Origin of the sequence: Kribbella sp. NPDC049227, assembly GCF_043197265.1 — a bacterium.
GTDB lineage: Bacteria > Actinomycetota > Actinomycetes > Propionibacteriales > Kribbellaceae > Kribbella.
On record NZ_JBICST010000005.1, the window covers coordinates 739,631 to 756,854 of the forward strand.

General features: G+C 68.7%; 15 protein-coding genes. 7 read left to right on the forward strand and 8 right to left on the reverse strand.

What is annotated here, in order from left to right; genetic code table 11:
• Both ACGFH6_RS25810 and ACGFH6_RS25815 read right to left on the reverse strand, forming a co-directional pair.
• Entirely contained in the window at positions 1-903 is a 903-nt protein-coding gene (locus ACGFH6_RS25810) for an ABC transporter ATP-binding protein (protein WP_393388618.1), read from the reverse strand.
• 11 nt (positions 904-914) lie between these two features.
• Positions 915-1,775: a universal stress protein gene (locus ACGFH6_RS25815; RefSeq protein ID WP_393388621.1), complete on the reverse strand. Its 861-nt coding sequence runs from the start codon at positions 1,773-1,775 to the stop codon at positions 915-917.
• A gap of 161 nt (positions 1,776-1,936) precedes the next feature.
• Between ACGFH6_RS25815 and ACGFH6_RS25820 the strand changes: the two genes are divergently transcribed.
• Positions 1,937-2,989, forward strand: a complete 1,053-nt coding sequence (locus ACGFH6_RS25820; RefSeq protein ID WP_393388624.1) for a zinc-dependent alcohol dehydrogenase family protein — start codon at positions 1,937-1,939, stop codon at positions 2,987-2,989.
• Positions 2,990-3,096: 107 nt separating this feature from the next.
• Here the strand turns inward: ACGFH6_RS25820 and ACGFH6_RS25825 are convergent, their stop codons facing one another.
• Positions 3,097-3,972 carry a universal stress protein gene (locus ACGFH6_RS25825; RefSeq protein WP_393388627.1) on the reverse strand — a complete coding sequence of 292 codons (876 nt, stop codon included), beginning with the start codon at positions 3,970-3,972 and terminating at the stop codon, positions 3,097-3,099.
• A 233-nt stretch (positions 3,973-4,205) separates the two neighbouring features.
• Between ACGFH6_RS25825 and ACGFH6_RS25830 the strand changes: the two genes are divergently transcribed.
• From ACGFH6_RS25830 to ACGFH6_RS25850, 5 genes are all read left to right on the forward strand, one after another.
• Positions 4,206-4,766, forward strand: coding sequence for a hypothetical protein (locus ACGFH6_RS25830; RefSeq protein WP_393388630.1), 561 nt, complete (start codon positions 4,206-4,208; stop codon positions 4,764-4,766).
• 5 nt (positions 4,767-4,771) lie between these two features.
• A complete protein-coding gene (locus tag ACGFH6_RS25835) occupies positions 4,772-5,647 on the forward strand; it encodes a universal stress protein (RefSeq protein WP_393388632.1) in 876 nt (291 codons plus the stop codon).
• A 121-nt stretch (positions 5,648-5,768) separates the two neighbouring features.
• Positions 5,769-6,701, forward strand: coding sequence for a universal stress protein (locus ACGFH6_RS25840; protein ID WP_393388635.1), 933 nt, complete (start codon positions 5,769-5,771; stop codon positions 6,699-6,701).
• A gap of 21 nt (positions 6,702-6,722) precedes the next feature.
• A complete protein-coding gene (locus tag ACGFH6_RS25845; protein WP_393388638.1) occupies positions 6,723-7,289 on the forward strand; it encodes a flavodoxin family protein in 567 nt (188 codons plus the stop codon).
• A gap of 10 nt (positions 7,290-7,299) precedes the next feature.
• Positions 7,300-7,542, forward strand: a complete 243-nt coding sequence (locus ACGFH6_RS25850) for a hypothetical protein (protein ID WP_393388640.1) — start codon at positions 7,300-7,302, stop codon at positions 7,540-7,542.
• An 18-nt stretch (positions 7,543-7,560) separates the two neighbouring features.
• Here the strand turns inward: ACGFH6_RS25850 and ACGFH6_RS25855 are convergent, their stop codons facing one another.
• Positions 7,561-9,936, reverse strand: a complete 2,376-nt coding sequence (locus ACGFH6_RS25855) for a phosphoketolase (protein ID WP_393388642.1) — start codon at positions 9,934-9,936, stop codon at positions 7,561-7,563.
• 127 nt (positions 9,937-10,063) lie between these two features.
• On the opposite strand from ACGFH6_RS25855, the gene ACGFH6_RS25860 reads away from it, so the two are divergent.
• Positions 10,064-12,769 (forward strand): GNAT family N-acetyltransferase, encoded by a 2,706-nt coding sequence (locus tag ACGFH6_RS25860; protein ID WP_393388645.1) that lies wholly within the window; start codon positions 10,064-10,066, stop codon positions 12,767-12,769.
• Positions 12,770-12,849: 80 nt separating this feature from the next.
• On the opposite strand, the gene ACGFH6_RS25865 is transcribed toward ACGFH6_RS25860, so the two are convergent.
• The 4 genes from ACGFH6_RS25865 to pta form a co-directional block, all read right to left on the reverse strand.
• Positions 12,850-13,209 (reverse strand): hypothetical protein, encoded by a 360-nt coding sequence (locus tag ACGFH6_RS25865; protein ID WP_393388647.1) that lies wholly within the window; start codon positions 13,207-13,209, stop codon positions 12,850-12,852.
• Positions 13,210-13,375: 166 nt separating this feature from the next.
• Positions 13,376-13,921, reverse strand: a complete 546-nt coding sequence (locus ACGFH6_RS25870) for a pyridoxamine 5'-phosphate oxidase family protein (RefSeq protein ID WP_393388650.1) — start codon at positions 13,919-13,921, stop codon at positions 13,376-13,378.
• Between the two features lie 9 nt (positions 13,922-13,930).
• Complete coding sequence (locus ACGFH6_RS25875) at positions 13,931-15,124, reverse strand: acetate/propionate family kinase (RefSeq protein ID WP_393388653.1); 1,194 nt, start codon at positions 15,122-15,124, stop codon at positions 13,931-13,933.
• On the reverse strand, positions 15,121-17,199 hold the full coding sequence (gene pta, locus ACGFH6_RS25880; protein ID WP_393388655.1) for a phosphate acetyltransferase: 2,079 nt from the start codon (positions 17,197-17,199) through the stop codon (positions 15,121-15,123). The genes ACGFH6_RS25875 and pta overlap by 4 nt, the downstream gene beginning before the upstream one ends.
• Positions 17,200-17,224: the final 25 nt, after the last annotated feature.

Genomic DNA, 17,224 nt, shown 5'->3' on the forward strand with positions numbered 1-17,224 from the left:
TCACTCCCGGTCGGTGTAGTAGTCGAGGAACGCGGCCTCCAGGTCGGCCTCGTGGCTGACGACGTTGATCACCTCGTACGGCGCGACCGTCGTGATGAGCTCCGCCGTCGATCCGGTGACCACCACGTGCGCGGTCCGGCCGTCGAGCGTGAGCTCCTGCACACCAGGTACGGCGTGGATCCGGTCGCCGGGTGGGGTGCCGGCGAAGGTGAGATCGAGACGGCGGCGGGCGCTGTCCCGCAACGCCTGCACGGACTGCGTCGTCACCAGCCGCCCGGCTCGCAGGATCGCGACAGTGTCCGCGACGGCGTCGACCTCGGACAGGACGTGCGAGGAGAGGAAGACGGTCCGTCCGGCGTCCCGGGTCTCACGCAGCAGGTCGCGGAACTCGCGCTGCATGAGCGGGTCCAGACCGGTCGTGGGTTCGTCCAGGATCAACAGATCCGGGTCGTGCATGAAGGCCTGGACGATGCCGACCTTCTGCCGGTTGCCGCGGGACAACGCGCCGATCCGGACACCGAGGTCGAGGTCGAACCGCTTGGCCAGGAGCTCGATCCGGTCCCGGTCGACACCGCCGTACAGATGGGCGAAGTAGTCCAGGTACTGCGTGCCGGTGAGATCCGGGTAGGCGACGAAGTCGCCGGGCAGGTAGCCGATCCGCCGTTGGATTACGTCGTACTGATCGTTGGCGTCGAACCCGAAGACCACCGCCGATCCGGACGTCGGCCGGATCAGCCCGGCGAGCAGGCGGATCGTTGTGGTCTTGCCGGCGCCGTTCGGTCCGAGATATCCGAGGATGACGCCGGCCGGGACGTCCAGGTCGAGACCGTCGAGCGCGGTCCGGTGGCCGAACCGCTTGGTCAGTCGCCGCGCCTTGATGACGATGTCCCTTGTGGGCGTCATGGCAACGATCCTCAGGTCTGGTGGATGACGGCGACTGGGCAGTGCGAGTGGTGGAGCAGGCCACGGGCCACCGATCCGAGCCGGAGCTCGGAGAACGCGGTGTGGCCCAGTCCGCCGACCACCAACAGGTCGGCGAGCTCGGACTCCTGCGCGAGCGAACGGACCGCATGATCGGCGACGACACGTCGGTCGACGCGGACCTCGGGGTACTTGGCTGTCCAGTCGTCCAGCGTCTGGGCCAGGAGCTGGTCGGCCGCACCGGCCCAGGGCTGCCGGCTCGGGTCGACCCAGACGTTGGGATCGGGGTAGCTCTCGCGGACCGCGACAGCATGGACTCCGAGGAGTTCGGCGTTCGTCGCGTCGGCCAGTTCGAAGGCGAAGCGCAGTGCGTCCTGGCCTTCCACCGATCCGTCGATGCCCACCACGATCCGCCGGTGTGGCGGTGCCGTGGGGTCCCAGGTGTCGGGTACGACGATCAGTGGCACGTCGGTGCTGAGCGCCGTACATGCCTGGGACGTCGACCCGAGTACGAGCTCCGCGAAGCCGCCCATGCCGCGGCGGCCGACGACGAGCGCCTGGGCGTGCTCGGACAGCTCGAGGAGCACCTTGGTCGGATGGCCGTGGCGCACCTCCAGCGAGGCGGCCGTGAAGCGAAGCCGCTCGAGCTCCTGGAGGGCGTCTGCCAGCACCTCGCTGCCGTCGTCCGGTCCGGTGGGTGGCGTGCTCGCGGGCAGCTGCCGCTGATCGTCCAGGACATACACGGCGTGCACTGGCGCCCGGCGCAGGGTGGCGTACGACGCCGCCCAGCCGAGCGCGATCAGGCCGTCGAGCGATCCGTCGATCCCGACGAGTACCGGCAGTTCCGCGGACATGAGACACCTCTCGATTCGTACTCCTGCAGTTCCAGTCAAGCCGTGGACAGGTGAGGCAGGGAGGGCCGAAGGTCCTGCCTGGAGGTGTAGTTCGGCCGCAGTCAGGACCGGTGTGGAGGGCCATCGTCGAAGGTGGAAAGAGTCGTCTAGGGAGGTCTGTGATGAAGGCATTGGTCTACAACGGCCCGGGGCAGCGGAGCTGGCGCGAGGTGCCGGATCCGGTGATCCAGGATCCTGAGGATGCGATCGTGCGCGTCGACGCGGTCACCATTTGCGGCACCGACCTGCACATCCTGAAGGGCGATGTGCCGACGGTCGAGCCGGGCCGGATCCTCGGTCACGAGGCGGTCGGGACGATCCTGTCCGTCGGCGAGGGTGTTCGTGGTGTCGCGGTCGGCGATCGAGTGCTGATCTCCTGCATCACGTCGTGCGGCCGGTGCGAGTACTGCCGGCAGGGTCACTACGGTCAGTGCCTCGGCGGCGGCGGATGGATCCTCGGTCACCTGATCGACGGCACCCAGGCCGAGCAGGTCCGGGTTCCGTTCGCCGACCGGTCGGTGTACAAGCTGCCGGACAACGTCAGTGACGAGGCGGCCGTGCTGCTGGCCGACATCCTGCCGACGTCGTACGAGGTCGGCGTACTCAACGGCAAGGTCTCACCGGGCGACACGGTCGTGATCGTAGGGGCCGGTCCGATCGGCCTCGCGGCGATCGCCACCAGCAAGCTGTTCAGCCCGTCGCGGATCGTCGTGGTCGATGCGGCGGACTCGCGGCGCAAGGCAGCGCTCGAGCGGGGCGCGGATATCGCGCTCGGCCCGGACGAGGACGTGGAGAAGGCGGTTCGCGAGCTCACCGGTGGACTCGGTGCCGACGTCGCGATCGAGGCGGTCGGAATCCCGGACACCTTCGAGCTGTGCACCCGTGTCGTCCGGCCCGGCGGGACGGTCGCGAACATCGGTGTGCACGGTGCGCCGGCGACCCTTCACCTGGAGGATCTCTGGATCAAGAACGTCACCATCACGACCGGCCTGGTGGACACGTCGTCGACGCCGCGGTTGCTGTCGATGCTCGCGGCGGGCCGGCTGGAGCTGCCCGAGCTGATCACGCACCGGTTCGGCCTCGGCGAGATGCAGGACGCGTACGACGTCTTCTCGCGTCCGGCGGTGACCGGTGCCCTGAAGGTCGCACTGTTCAGCGAAGCCGGAGTCCAGTAGCAGCACAACAGCCGCGGTCCGCGACCTGGCGTCGCGGACCGCGGTCTCGTGCGACCCTTGTGCCTGGCAACGATCACCGGGACGGCCGGGCGAGGCTGAGAATGGGCTCAGCGCACGATGGCGACGGGAGACTGGGCGTGGTGCAGGACGCTCTGGCCGACCGAGCCGAGGAGCAGACCCGTGAATCCGCCCCGGCCGCGGGAGCCGACGACGACCAGGTCGGCCGAGTTCGCCCGGCGGACGAGAGCCTGGGCCGCTGATCCGCTGACCAGTTCGGTCGTCCACTGCACGTCCGGATGATCCGCTGCCGCGCCGGCCACGGACTCGGCGACGAGCAGGCGGCCCTCCTCCTGGATCTTGTCCTCGTCGAACTGGAGCATCGATGCGCCGTCGGAGTACGTGAGGAACGGACTGGACCAGGCGTGCAGGGCGACGACCCGGGCGTGCAGTGCCTCGGCTTGGTCGAAGGCGAAGTCGATCGCCTTGGCCGACACCTTCGATCCGTCGACTCCGACGGCCACGGTCGCTCCCTCGTGGGCGTGCGGCCGCAGGTCGTGCGGGATCACGATGACCGGGCACCGAGCGTGCGTGGTCACCTGGACCGCGACAGACCCGACCAGGAGTCCACTCCAGCCGCCGAGGCCACGCGAACCGAGAACGACGAGGCGGGCGCGTCCAGCCTCGTCGAGCAGGGCCGGTACGGCCGCTCCGCCGACGAGGCTCGTTTCGACCTGCAGCTCGGGGTGCTGCAGCCGGACCGTGTCGGCCACCGCGTCGAGCCCTTTCTGCCGCGCCGTTCGCAAGGCGTCGAGCGGAACGACGTGCCCCGGCGTGGGGCGCACGGTGACGATGAGCTCGAACGCCTCCAGGATGCGCAGCGGAGCCAGTTCACGGACGGCTTCGCCGACGGCCCAGCGCAGCGCGCTCTGGCTGCCCGGCGAGCCGTCGTAGCCGACGACGATCGGAGCGGGTTGTGACGACATCGTGTTGACCTCCTGTGCTCTCAGAACCACTGGTCGAAGGAATGTTCTCCGGCCTGTCATGGCACGGGACTCGTACCTTTCCAGCCTGGGCCGAGTGGTGGGCGGGTCCTAGCGGCAAGAGTCCCGAGGTTTCGGGCCGTTCGGCTCGTGATGTTGAGGTGAGAAGAGCCCTGACCGGCGGACGGGGTGCGAGCCCACGATCGAGGTGTCGAATCCAGTGAAAGGAAGACACCATGACCACCATGCCGAACCGGGACCACCTACCGGCTCCCACGATCACGCCCGACGGTGATCGGTACCCAGTTATCACCACGGCGGCCGGGCGTGCGCTCGCCGTCCTGCGGATCGCCTTCGGCCTGACCTTCCTGTGGCCGTTCTTCGACAAGCTGTTCGGTCTGGGCTACGCCACTCCGTCCGGCAAGGGCTGGATCGACGGTGGCGACCCGACCGCCGGATTCCTGGGCAAGGGCACCAGCGGCCCGCTGGCCGACTTCTACCAGTCCCTGGTCGGTGACTGGTGGGTGACTCCGCTGTTCATGGTCGGCCTGGCCGGCATCGGCCTCGCGCTGACGCTGGGCATCGGGATGCGGATCGCGGCTGTCAGCGGTTCGCTGCTGTACCTGATGATGTGGTCGGCGAACCTGCCGCCGGAGAACAACCCGGTCCTGGACGAGCACATCCTCGGCGCCATCACGCTCGTCGTCCTCGCACTGGTTGCCGCTGGCAACGTGTGGGGCTTCGGTGGCTGGTGGGGCAAGCTCGACATCGTCCACCGCTACCCGTGGCTGCGGTGACCACAATGACCGTGCAGCCGGTGATCCACGTGGGAGTCGACGGCTCCTGGCGTGACACCGGCGCCCTGGAGTGGGCCTTGCAGGAATCACTGCTCCGGCACGAGCCCCTCCAGGCGGTGCACGTGATCGAGGGCAGACTCCGGCACGCGCCGGGTTGGGACCCGGACGTCATCGACGACTCCTCGATGGAGATCGTTAGCGAGGTCCAGAAGCACCTTGACGAGAGCCCCGGCTCGCTCGACCACGAGGCTGATCTCGTGGTCGGGCCACCGGCCCGGACACTGACCGAACTCGCGGCCGGCAGCAGGATGCTGGTGGTCGGCCGCCGCGGGATGGGGACGTTCAAGCGACTGCTGATCGGCTCCACCTCGGAGGCGGTCACGGCCACCGCGGTGGGCCCGGTCGTGATCGTGCCCGAGCACTGGCAGCCCGGCGACCACTCCGGTCCGGTGCTGGTCGCGGTGGACGACTCCGAGAACAACGAGGCGATCATCGAGTTCGGCATCCAGGAAGCGACTGAGCGCGGGCTGGCCGTGCGGCTCGTCCATGTCTGGGACCTGCCGGCGATCTACAGCTGCGACGCGATGAAAGTCGCCGGCATCAGCGCCGAATGGACCGAGAACGCCGAGAGCCACTTCGAGAACGTCGTGGCCGAATGGCGGCAGAAGTACCCCGGACTGGAGATCCACGCAGCTGTCCGTCGCGGCCACCCGGTCGACGGCGTCGTCACGGCGGCTTCCGAGTACGACGCTCAACTCCTGGTCGTCGGTACTCGACACCACACCAGGCTGCGGTCCTTCCTGGCCGGCTCCGTGACCCGTGGCGTGCTCCACCACGCGACGTGCCCGCTGGCCGTCGTACCGGCGGCTCACGAGCGGTGAGGAACTCGTGAGCCGAAGGTCCTCCACACATCCGTCCATTCGGCGGGCGCGGGAGGGCATCCTCGGCTCTGCCGAAGCCGCCGAGGTCGCGACAGGCTTGAACTGACAGAGAGGGACAGCGATGAGCACGTGGACACGGACCGGGCCGGTTGTGGTCGAGGTCGATGGAAGCGCAGAGAACCTGCGGATCGTGGACTACGCGGCCGCGGAGGCGCTCCGGAGTGGTGCTGAGCTGGTGCTGGTAGCGCCGTACTCGGCGCATGGTTCGTTCTCGCCGATGATGCCGGGGTATGCGCCGAAGGCGCCGGCCGAACTCGCGGATGACGCGTTGCGGGCGGCTGTCGCGCATGTGCGGCACCGAGACGGTTATGCGATGGAGTTGGCCGCGGTCGCCGGTGAGGGCCCGCGCATGCGGGTACTTGCGCATGCGGCGCGGAAGGCGCGGATGCTGGTGATCGGCAGGGCGCGCAGCCGCGGTCCGCAACGGCTGATCAACACGCACGCCAGCCTGACGCTGGCCAGTCGGGCCGGCTGCCCGGTGGTCGTCGTACCGGCGTCGTGGAAGCCGTCGCTGGTGGACCGGAAGGTTGCCGTCGGCATCGACGGTACGGCGCTGTCGTCGGAGGCGCTCGAGTTCGCCTTCGGTGTGGCGGCGGGCCGGGAGGCGGACCTGATCGTCGTGCATGCCGGTCTGCCGGCTGACCATGCCTGGAACGACGAAGACCCCGAGCACTCGTGGATCAGCCGAGCTGATCACCTGCTGTCGGAGACACTCGCCCCCTGGACGAGCCGGTTCCCGGACGTGAAGGTGACGCGGTTCCTGAGCAGCCGTCAGCCGGCTGCCGCGCTGGTGCACGAAAGTGGCGAGGTCGGCCTGGTCGTGGTCGGATCGCACGCTGGTCCGTTGCCGGTGGATCCGGTCGCACGCCGTTCGGTGGCCGCGATGACGTGCCCGGTCGCGATCGTGCCACATCACCTGACTACGGCTGAGCGCGAGTACGTGACTGTGCAGCGCGATGCGCGGCGCGGCGAGCTCGTCGTACCGACGTACTGACCCTGATCGGAGGGCTTGATCATGTCTGAGACCGTTCGTGCGCTCGTCGTGTACGAGTCGATGTTCGGAAACACCGAGCGGATCGCGCGGGCGATCCGTGACGGGCTGCGGCAGAGTGTCCCGACCGAGATCGTGCCGGCGTACCGGGCGCCGACTGTCATCCCTGCTGACGTCGGGCTGCTGGTCGTCGGGGGACCGACGCACGCGTTCTCGATGAGCAGGGTGTCGACCCGGCAGGATGCGCGGAAGCAGGCGGATGTGGTGATGCCGATCGAGGTCGGCATCCGTGAATGGCTTGCCGCGCTGGCCACCGACACGCGCTCCGGTACCGGACGCGGGTCGAAGCCGCTGGAGGTTGCGACGTTCGACACGCGGATCACCAAGGTCCGCCGGCTGCCGGGATCGGCCGCACGGTCGGCGGCGAAGGTCCTGCGGAAGCTGGGCTTCCGGTTGATCACCACCTCGGCGAGCTTCTTCGTCGACGACTCCACCGGCCCGATCGGCGAGGTCGAGATCGACCGCGCCCGCCGCTGGGGCGAGGAACTGGGCCGGCAGCTCACCGCATCCACGCCGGCCGCCACGTCGTGAGGAGGAGACCATGCTGATGCACTCGATGGGCCCTGGCGCGGGCTGGATCATCCTCGGAGTGACGCTGTGGATCCTTCTTGCCGGAGGCGCCACCTGGGTCACGATCTCCCTGATCTCCCGTCCGCGTCCGCACCCGGCCAGCTTCCCGTCGCCACTCGACATCCTCGAGCGCCGCTTCGCCGCCGGCAAGATGACCCGCGAGGACTTCGACGAAGCCCGAGCCCGCCTACGCACCCACGACCTGGACCGCTGATCCACAGGACCAGCTCGGTCACATCGTTGCTGGCCACTGCCAGTTCGTGATTTCGGGCAGGTCCTCTCCGTGGGTCAGGATGTAGGCGTGGTGGCGGGCGCGCTGGTCGATGAGCCACTGGCGGACGTCGGCGGCGCGCTGACCGAGGCCGGGGACGCGGTCGATGACGTCGAGGGCGAGGTGGAAGCGGTCCAGGTCGTTGCGTACGACCATGTCGAACGGCGTCGTGGTCGTGCCTTCCTCCTTGTACCCGCGGACGTGGAGGTTGGGGTGGTTCGTCCGCCGGTAGGTGAGCCGATGGATCAGCCACGGGTACCCGTGGTAGGCGAAGATGACCGGCTTGTCCGTCGTGAACAGCGCGTCGAAGTCGGCATCGGCCAGGCCGTGGGGATGCTCGCTGGCCGGTTGCAGACGCATCAGGTCGACCACGTTGACGACCCGGACCTTCAACGACGGCAGGTGCTCGCGCAGCAGGCTCACCGCGGCGAGCGTCTCGAGCGTCGGTACGTCGCCCGCACACGCCATCACCACATCGGGGGAGCCCTCGTCATTGCTGGCGAAGTCCCAGATGCCCAGGCCGCGAGCGCAGTGCAAGGCGGCAGCCTCCGGACCGAGCCAGTCCGCCTGGGGCTGCTTCCCGGCGACGATCACGTTGATGTAGTCGTGGCTGCGCAGACAGTGCTCGGCGGTCGACAGCAGGGTGTTGGTGTCCGGCGGCAGATAGACCCTGATCACCTCGGCCTTCTTGTTCACCACGTGATCGATGAATCCAGGGTCCTGGTGGGAGAAGCCGTTGTGGTCCTGCCGCCAGACGTGCGAGGTGAGCAGGTAGTTCAGTGAGGGGATCGGTCGTCGCCACGGCAGCGAGCGGGTGACCTTGAGCCATTTCGCGTGCTGGTTGACCATCGAGTCGACGATGTGCACGAAGGCTTCGTAGCAGGAGAACCAGCCGTGGCGGCCGGTCAGCAGGTAGCCTTCCAGCCAGCCTTGGCAGGTGTGCTCGCTGAGCATCTCCATCACCCGGCCATCCACCGTCAGATGCTCGTCGGTGGGCAGGACCTCGGCGTTCCAGGCCTTGCCGGTGACCTCGTAGAGCGCGTCGAGCCGGTTGGAGGCCGTCTCGTCCGGACCGAAGACGCGGAAGTTTCGATGCGCCAGATTGTCACGCATCACATCGCGCAGGTAGTAGCCGAGGATCCGGGTGGGCTCGTGCTCTGTTTCACCGGGACCGGCCACCGGTACGGCGTACCCGTCGAGCTCCGGCAGTTCGAGATCCTGGCTGAGCAGGCCTCCGTTGCTGTGCGGACTGGAGCCCATTCGGCGGTTGTCCGGCGGGACCTGTGCGAGGAGCCGCTCCACCGGCCGGCCCTCGGCGTCGAACAGTTCCTCCGGCCGGTAGCTGCGCAGCCATTCCTCCAGGAGTCGCAGGTGGTCCGGCGACGTTCGGACCTGCGAGAGCGGCACCTGGTGCGACCGCCACGTCCCCTCGACCAGTACGCCGTCGACCTCATGGGGTCCGGTCCAGCCTTTGGGTGTGCGCAGGACGATCATCGGCCAGGGCCGACGAGGTACCTCATGGCCAGTGCGAGCCTCGGCCTGGATGTCGGCGATCTCGTCGAGGACCTGGTCGAGGGTGAGTGCGAGCGCCTGGTGAACGTGTTCGGGTTCGTTGCCATCGACAAGGTACGGCCGGTAGCCGTAGCCCTCGAAGAGACGGGTCAGCTCGTCGTCGCCGATCCGCGCCAGGATGGTGGGGTTGGCGATCTTGTAGCCGTTGAGGTGCAGGATCGGCAGGACAGCGCCGTCGGTGCGGGGATCGAGGAACTTGTTCGAGTGCCACGAAGTCGCCAGCGGGCCGGTCTCGGCTTCGCCGTCGCCGACCACGCAGGCGACCACGAGATCAGGGTTGTCGAGTACGGCGCCGTACGCGTGGCTCAGGGAGTAACCCAGCTCGCCGCCCTCGTGGATCGAGCCGGGCAGCTCGGGCGCGACGTGACTCGGGATGCCGCCGGGGAACGAGAACTGCCGGAACAGCTTCGCCATCCCGTCCGCGTCCCGGGACACATCCGGGTAGGTGTGGCTGTAGCTGCCTTCGAGCCAGGTGTTCGCCGCGATGGCCGGTCCGCCATGTCCCGGACCGATGACGTACATCATGCTCAGGTCGCGCCGCCGGATGACCCGGTTGAGGTGCGTGTAGAGCATGTTGAGCCCAGGCGTCGTGCCCCAGTGACCGAGCAGGCGCGGCTTGATGTGCTCTGGGCGCAGTGGCTCGGTGAGCAGGGGGTTGCCGAGTAGGTAGATCTGGCCTGCGGACAGATAGTTGGCCGCCCGCCAGTAGGCGTCGAGGTCGGCGACCTCGTCGGCGGACAGGGGCTTACCGGTGAGCTCATCCATGGTTCCGAGCTTCCCGGTAGCGGCCTGCGGTCACCCAGAGTCAAAGGTCCCGCCGTCGCGGGACCGATCGGCACTGGCCCGGCACGCGGCGCCGCGGTGAGCTGGTGGGGCGTCGGAAGGAGACGTCATGACGTCGATCGAGCAGGCGGCCGTACGGCCGGGCGCGGGCTGGGATGTGCTGGCGTCGGACGGGTCGGTGGTGCGGATCCGTCCGCTCCGCGACGACGACGAGCCGGCGCTGGAGGCGATGAACGAGCGGGTCTCGGATCGCTCGATCTATCTTCGCTTCTTCGGGATCAGCCGGTCGCTGGCCGAGGACCACACCCGGCACCTGACGACGACGCACGATGGTCATGTCGCATTGGTGGCCGAGTACGGCGATCAACTGGTCGGTGTGGCGAGCTACGAGCCGCTGAGCGCGGGCGAGGCCGAGATGGCATTCCTGCTCGAGGATTCGGTCCACGGCCGCGGGATCGGGACGCTGCTTCTGGAGCAGCTCGCCGCGACGGCCCGGGAGAACGGGATCCAGCGGCTGCGCGCCGACACACTGGCCGAGAACGCCCCGATGCTGCGCGTGTTCGCCGGCTCCGGCTTCGAACAGGTCCGCAAGCTCGACAGCGGGGTCGTCGAGCTGGTCCTCGACACGGCGTACCGCCCGTCCACGCTGGAGCGGATGGCCGACCGCGAGCGTGCGGCCGAAGACCGTTCGCTGCATCGGCTGTTCTCGCCTCGCGCGGTGGCGGTGATCGGAGCCGGCCGGACCCCGGGCGGGATCGGCCACGAGGTCCTGTTGAACGTTGTCAAGGGCAACTTCACCGGGTCGGTGTACGCCGTGAATCCGCACGCGGACCGGATCGCCGATGTTCCGTCGTACCCGTCGGTCGTGGATGTGCCCGGTGTGGTTGATCTCGCGGTGATCGCGCTACCGGCCGGGCAGGTGCGAGACGTGCTGACGGAGTGTGGCGCCAAGGGGGTCGGGGGAGCGGTGGTGCTGACCTCCGGCTTTTCCGAGCTCGGGTCTGCCGGGCGCGAGCTGCAGCGGGAGATCCTGGAGACTGCCCGCCGGCACAGCATCCGGCTGATCGGTCCGAACTGCCTCGGGCTGGTGAACACCGACCCCGCGATCAGCCTGAACGCGACCTTCGCCGAGGTGTCACCGATGCCTGGAGTGTTGGCGATCGCGGCGCAGTCCGGTGCGGTCGGCATCGCCGTCCTCGACCAGGCCGCCCGGACCGGCCTGGGCATCTCCGAGTTCGTCTCACTCGGCAACAAAGTCGATGTCAGTGGCAACGATCTGTTGCTGCACTGGTGGGGTGATTCCCGGACCGCGGTGATCGGCTTGTATCTGGAGTCGTTCGGGAACCCGCGCAAGTTCGGTGGGCTGGCCCGGCTGGTCGGGCGGACGAAGCCGATTCTGGTTGTCAAGGGCGGTCGATCGGCGGGCGGGCGCCGGGCCGGTGTTTCGCACACCGCCGCGGCGGCGACGCCGGAGACCGCAGTGGACGCGCTGTTCTCGCAGTCCGGCGTGTTGCGCATGGACACCGTCGAGGAGCTGGTGGAGACGGCCCGGGTGCTCGCGGTCCGACCGTTGCCTCGCGGCCGTCGGCTGGCCGTTGTCGGAAACGCCGGTGGTGCCGGCGTGCTCGCGGCGGATGCGGCCGGTCGGCTGGACCTCGAGCTGCCCGAGCTGAGTGAGACCGTTCAGCGTGAGCTGGCTGCGATCGGCGCGGTGGGGAGCGGGAATCCCGTCGACCTCGGCGCGGCCGCGTCACCGACGAGCCTGGCGAAAGCCTTGAAGATCATCATCGACAGCGGCGAGGTCGACACAGTTCTGGTCTGCTACGCGGCCACGCGCGCCGGCCGGGTCGACGACACCTACAAGGCCATCGCCGCTTCGGCGTCTCAAGCCGACGTACCCATCGTCGTGAACTGTGTCGGTTCGATCCAGGCCGCGCCGGAGATCGCGCTGGCGGACGGTCGCCGCCTGCCGGTGTTCCCGTTCCCGGAGAGCGCCGTCCGCGCGCTGGCCCACACCGTGCGGTACGCCGAGTGGCGGTCCCGGCCGCAGGGCGTCGTGCCGGAGCTGCCTCGGGTCGATGCCGCCGCGGCGCGGACCGTGGTGCGGCGGTTCCTCGAGCGGGACCCGGAGGGTGGCTGGCTGGAGCCGCTGCACACCGGTCAGCTTCTGCAGTGCGCCGGAGTTCCGGCGATCCCGGTTCTATCCGCTTCGAGTCGCTCGGAGGCGATCGCGGCGGCTGAGGTGGCGGGCTATCCGGTCGCGCTCAAGACCGACGCGCCCGGCGTACTGCACAAGACCGACATCGGCGGCGTCCGGGTGGGACTGGTCAACTCGGCGCAACTAGGCACCGCGTACGCCGAGATCACCGCGGCGACGGGGGATCCGCGTGTTGTGGTCCAGGCGATGGCGCCTAGTGGAACCGAACTGGTGATCGGTGTCGTTCGGGACCGGCTGTTCGGCCCGCTGCTCATGGCCGGCAGTGGCGGCATCCTCACCGATCTCTTGGCAGACCGCCAATGGCGAGGTCTGCCGCTCACAGACCTAGACGCGTCGGACATGCTCCACTCCCTGCGCTGCGCACCACTCCTGGCCGGCTACCGCGGCGCACAAGCCGCCGACCAGGAGGCTGTCCTCGACGTCATTCATCGCATCGCCTGGCTCGCCGAGATGGTCCCCGAACTGGCCGAACTCGACATCAACCCGCTGATCGCCGGCCCGTCCGGCGCCTTCGCGGTCGATGTCAGGATGCGACTGACGCCGACCACACCCGAGCCCGATTGGTACGCGCGCCGCATGCGTGCAGACGGCGCGTGATCAGAGCCGGATCCGCGCGAGCTGGCTCGGGAACCTGGTGCCGGCCACTGTCCCGGCGGCGCCGAGGAAGGTGGGGCTGGTCATCGCACGTCTTCGAGGGATCGCTCGACCCGGAGAGCGACTCGGGACAGGGCGCGCAGCGCGGCCAGTGTCTCCGCTATCTCCTGGTGAGAGGTGGGCGGGTGGACGGTGCGGTAGAGGTCGTTGCGGAGGCCTTCGAGGCGGTCGACGAGGTGCTCGATCTCGTGCGAGACGATCGCGTCGTGTGGCCGCTGGTGCGCGACGAGGGGCAGGATGTGGCCGCGGAAGGCCGTGATCGTGTACTGCGCTTCGGCGAAGCGCCGCTCCTCCAGGAACCAGTTGTCCGACGCGCTGTCCTCCGCGATGCGCTCGAGGTCGGCCTCCCAGCGCTCGATCTCCTGTTGCAGGTTGGTGGTCATGACTGCTCCTCGCGTTGCTGATACTTCAGCGTTGCGCCGGGGAGGAGGGTGGCGCTGCAGGCAACAGTCCCGACTCGGGAGGCCGTTCGGCGGTCGGTCAGTCGCCGGTCGGCGCCCTGAATGCCGCAACGGTGCCGCGCGGCTCGCTGCCGGGAACGCGCGCGGCCTAGCCCCCTGCTCGCGGACGCTGCCCCCACGGGAGAAGACGCCGGCCGTGGAGAGACTCGATGCCCATCCGGACCACCTGCGGATCGTCCAGCGGCAGCCAGGAATGCAGCGGCAGGGCAGCACGGAGCGCCGCGGTCTCGTCCGCGGTGGCGACGGACAGGTGGCCGACGGCTGTGATGGTCCAGCCGGTGTGCCGCTCGAGGTCCACATCGTCGGCCTCGAAGGCGACCACATCGCCACGTTCGGCGGCCCGGAGTTTGTCACCCGGTCCGGTGCTGAACACGATGGTGTCGTCGTCCAGCACGAAGTTGACCAGCCGGACCGCAGGGAGGCCGCCGTAGGTGTAGACGAGCCGTCCGAGAGGGACGGATCGGAGCATCTGCAGACAGTCCGCGTTGCTGACAATCTCCAGGTGAGAGTGATCGAATGCTCGCTGCGTGGTCACTTGGGGCCTCCAAACACCGGACACCTTCCTTGCCTGTCCGTGCGCCAACAATCGCTCGGGAAGGACGACCGAAGTAGGGCCGAAGGTCCTGCACTGCATGCCCAACCATCAGGAGCGAACGACGCCGAGCGCCTCTCGGGCGATCTGCCACTCCTCGTTGGTGGGAACGACGAAGACCACGACCTCGCTGTCATCGGTGGAGATCCGGCGGGCTCCGGTGGCCGGCTCGTTGTTGCGGTCGTTGTCGACGCGGATCCCGAGGCGTTCCAGGCCGTTCAGTGAGGCGGCTCGGACGGCGGCCGAGTGTTCACCGACACCGGCGGTGAACACGACGGCGTCGACTGTCTCCAGGACGGCGTAGTAGGCGCCGACGTACTTGCGGATCCGGTGGCAGTAGACGTCGAAGGCCAGACCCGCGTGTTCGTCACCCGACTCACGCAGTCGCTCCAGTTCACGGAAGTCGTTCTCGCCGGCCAGGCCTTTGAGACCTGATGCCGAGTTGAGAGCCAGGTCGATGTCCTCCGCGGACATGCCCACCTCTCGCATCAGGTACGCCGGGATCGCGGGATCCAGGTCGCCGGATCGAGTCCCCATCACGAGCCCTTCCAGCGGGGTCAGGCCCATGGACGTCTCGACCGACCGGCCGCCCCGGACGGCAGCGGCCGAGCAGCCGTTGCCGAGGTGCAGCACGATGGTGTTCGTCTCGGCCGGATCGCGTTCGAGCAGTCGAGCGGTCTCGTGGGAGACGAACGCGTGTGAGGTGCCATGGAAGCCATAGCGGCGGATCCCGTGGTCCTCCAGCCAGGCCAACGGCACCGCGTAGGTGTAGGCCTGCGGAGGAAGGCTTTGGTGGAACGCCGTGTCGAACACGGCGACCTGTGGCAGGTCGGGGAAGAGCCGGCGGGCGACTCGGATCCCCTCCAGGTTCGCCGGATTGTGCAGCGGGGCGAGCGGCACCAGTTCGGTCACCTCGGCGATCAAGGCGTCGTCGATCAATGCCGACGCGGAGAACCCGGACCCGCCGTGGACGACTCGGTGGCCCACCGCCGCCAGGTCGAGGCCGTCGAGTGACGGCCCGTGTGACTCGAACGCATCGATCGCCGTGCGCAGCGCGTCCTCGTGGCCGGGAATCGACCGCGTCGTCTCGCTCTCACCGTCCGGGCCGCGATGGAGGTGGCGGCTCTGCTTTTCGCCGATGCGCTCAACCAGGCCGGAAGCGGCTGCTTCACCGGTGCCGGCGTCGACCAGGCTGTACTTGAGCGATGAGGATCCGGAGTTGATCACGAGAACGTGGTCGCTCATCGGGCACCCTGCTGAGCCTGAACGGCGGTGATGGCGACCGTGTTGACGATGTCTCGCACCGTCGCACCCCGGGAGAGATCGTTGACAGGTTTGCGCAGGCCCTGCAGGACCGGCCCGACCGCGACGGCGTTCGCCGATCGCTGGACAGCCTTGTACGTGTTGTTGCCGGTGTTGAGATCGGGGAACACGAACACGGTGGCCCGGCCGGCCACCGGCGAACCGGGGAGCTTCGTCCTCGCCACGGCGCTGTCGATCGCCGCGTCGTACTGAATCGGTCCCTCGACCGGTAGTTCCGGTGCCCGCGCGCGGATGATGGCGGTTGCCTTGGACACCTTTTCGACATCGGTGCCCGCGCCGGACGTGCCGGTCGAGTACGACAGCATCGCGAGCCGCGGGTCGATGCCGAAGGCCGTTGCTGTCGCGGCCGACGAGATCGCGATGTCGGCGAGCTGCTCGGCGGTCGGATCGGGGTTGACGGCGCAGTCGCCGTACACCAGGACCTGGTTCTGCAGGCACATGAAGAACACCGACGAGACGACCGACACCCCCGGCACCGTCTTGACGATCTCGAGTGCCGGCCGGATGGTGTGAGCCGTGGTGTGCACCGCGCCGGACACCATGCCGTCGGCCAGACCGAGCTGGACCATCATCGTCCCGAAGTACGACACGTCCCGGACCAGTTCGCGGGCGCGGTCCAGGTCGACCCCACGATGCTGCCGGAGCCGGTGCAGTTCCGCCGCGAGTCGCTCACCGAGCTGATCCCGCTCCGGGTCGACGAACCGGGCGGCGGAGAGCTCGGCGCCGAGTGCGGCCGCCTTCGCGCTGATCACGACCGGGTTCCCGAGCAGCGTCAGGTCGGCCACGCCCCGGCGGAGCAGAACGTCCGCGGCCCGCAGAATGCGTTCCTCCTCGCCTTCGGGCAGGACGATGTGTTTGCGTTGGGCAACTGCTTCGTCGATCAGCTGGTGCTCGAACATCAGCGGCGTGACCGCGCTGCTGCGGGCGACCTCGAGCTGGTCGAGGAGGGCGTCGCTGTCCACGTGCTGCTCGAACAACGCCAAGGCCGCGTCCACCTTGCGCGGCGAGTTCTTCGTGAGCCGGCCGCGGACAGCTGTCAGGGCGGCCGATGTGGCCTGCGTGTCGAGCGTGGTCTCGACGATCGGCAGGGTCACGCCAACGCCGTCGAGGAGCCGCTGCACCTGGGCCGGCAGCGTGAAACCACCGTTGAGGACGACGGCGGAGATCTGCGGGAAGTTGAGCGAGGCGTGCGCGACCACGACGCCGAGAACCACCTCGGGCCGGTCCGCGGCGGTCACCACCGCGGCTCCGTCGAACAGTCTGTCGAGCACGTTCGGCATCGTCATGCCGGCGACGACGAGGCCGGTGACCTCTCGCGTCAGCAGGTCGGGGTCACCGCTCAGCAGGCGACCGTTGACCGCGGGCAGCAGGTCGGCGACCGTGGGTTGGCTCAGCAGCGGCTCCTCCGGCAGAGCGAAGGCCGATCCACCCACGCCGCCCAATGCCGCGACCACGTCGTCGAGCTGTCGCGGGTCGACGCGATTGGCAAGCACTGCCGCGAGCGAACCGTGGTTCTCCCTGAGCTCGCCGACCGCCATGTCGGCGATGGCTCGAAGGTCATGCGGGCTGTGCTGGAACCCGTTGAGGACCAGCAGGACCGGCGTACCCAGGTTGGCGGCGATCCTGGCGTTGTAGGAGAACTCCGTCGGACTACCCACGTCGGTGTAGTCGCTACCGACGACGAGTACGGCGTCGGCCCGAGCTGCGACCTCGTGGTAGCGCTGCACGATCTCGTCCAGCGCGGCGTCGGGGTCCGCGTGCACCTCCTCGTACGTCACGCCGAGGCAGTCGTCGTACGCCAACTGGACTGCGTCGTGGGCCGTCAGCAGATCCAGGACGTAGTCACGGCCACCATGCATCGCCGTGTCCGGGCGGACGATGGGGCGGAACACAGCCACGCGTTCGACCCGCCGCGACAGCTGCTGAAGTACTCCGAGAGCCACCGTGGACTTCCCGGTCGACCCCTCCACCGACGCGACGTAGACGCTGCTCCCCATGCCTGAACCCTAACCACTCCGCCCT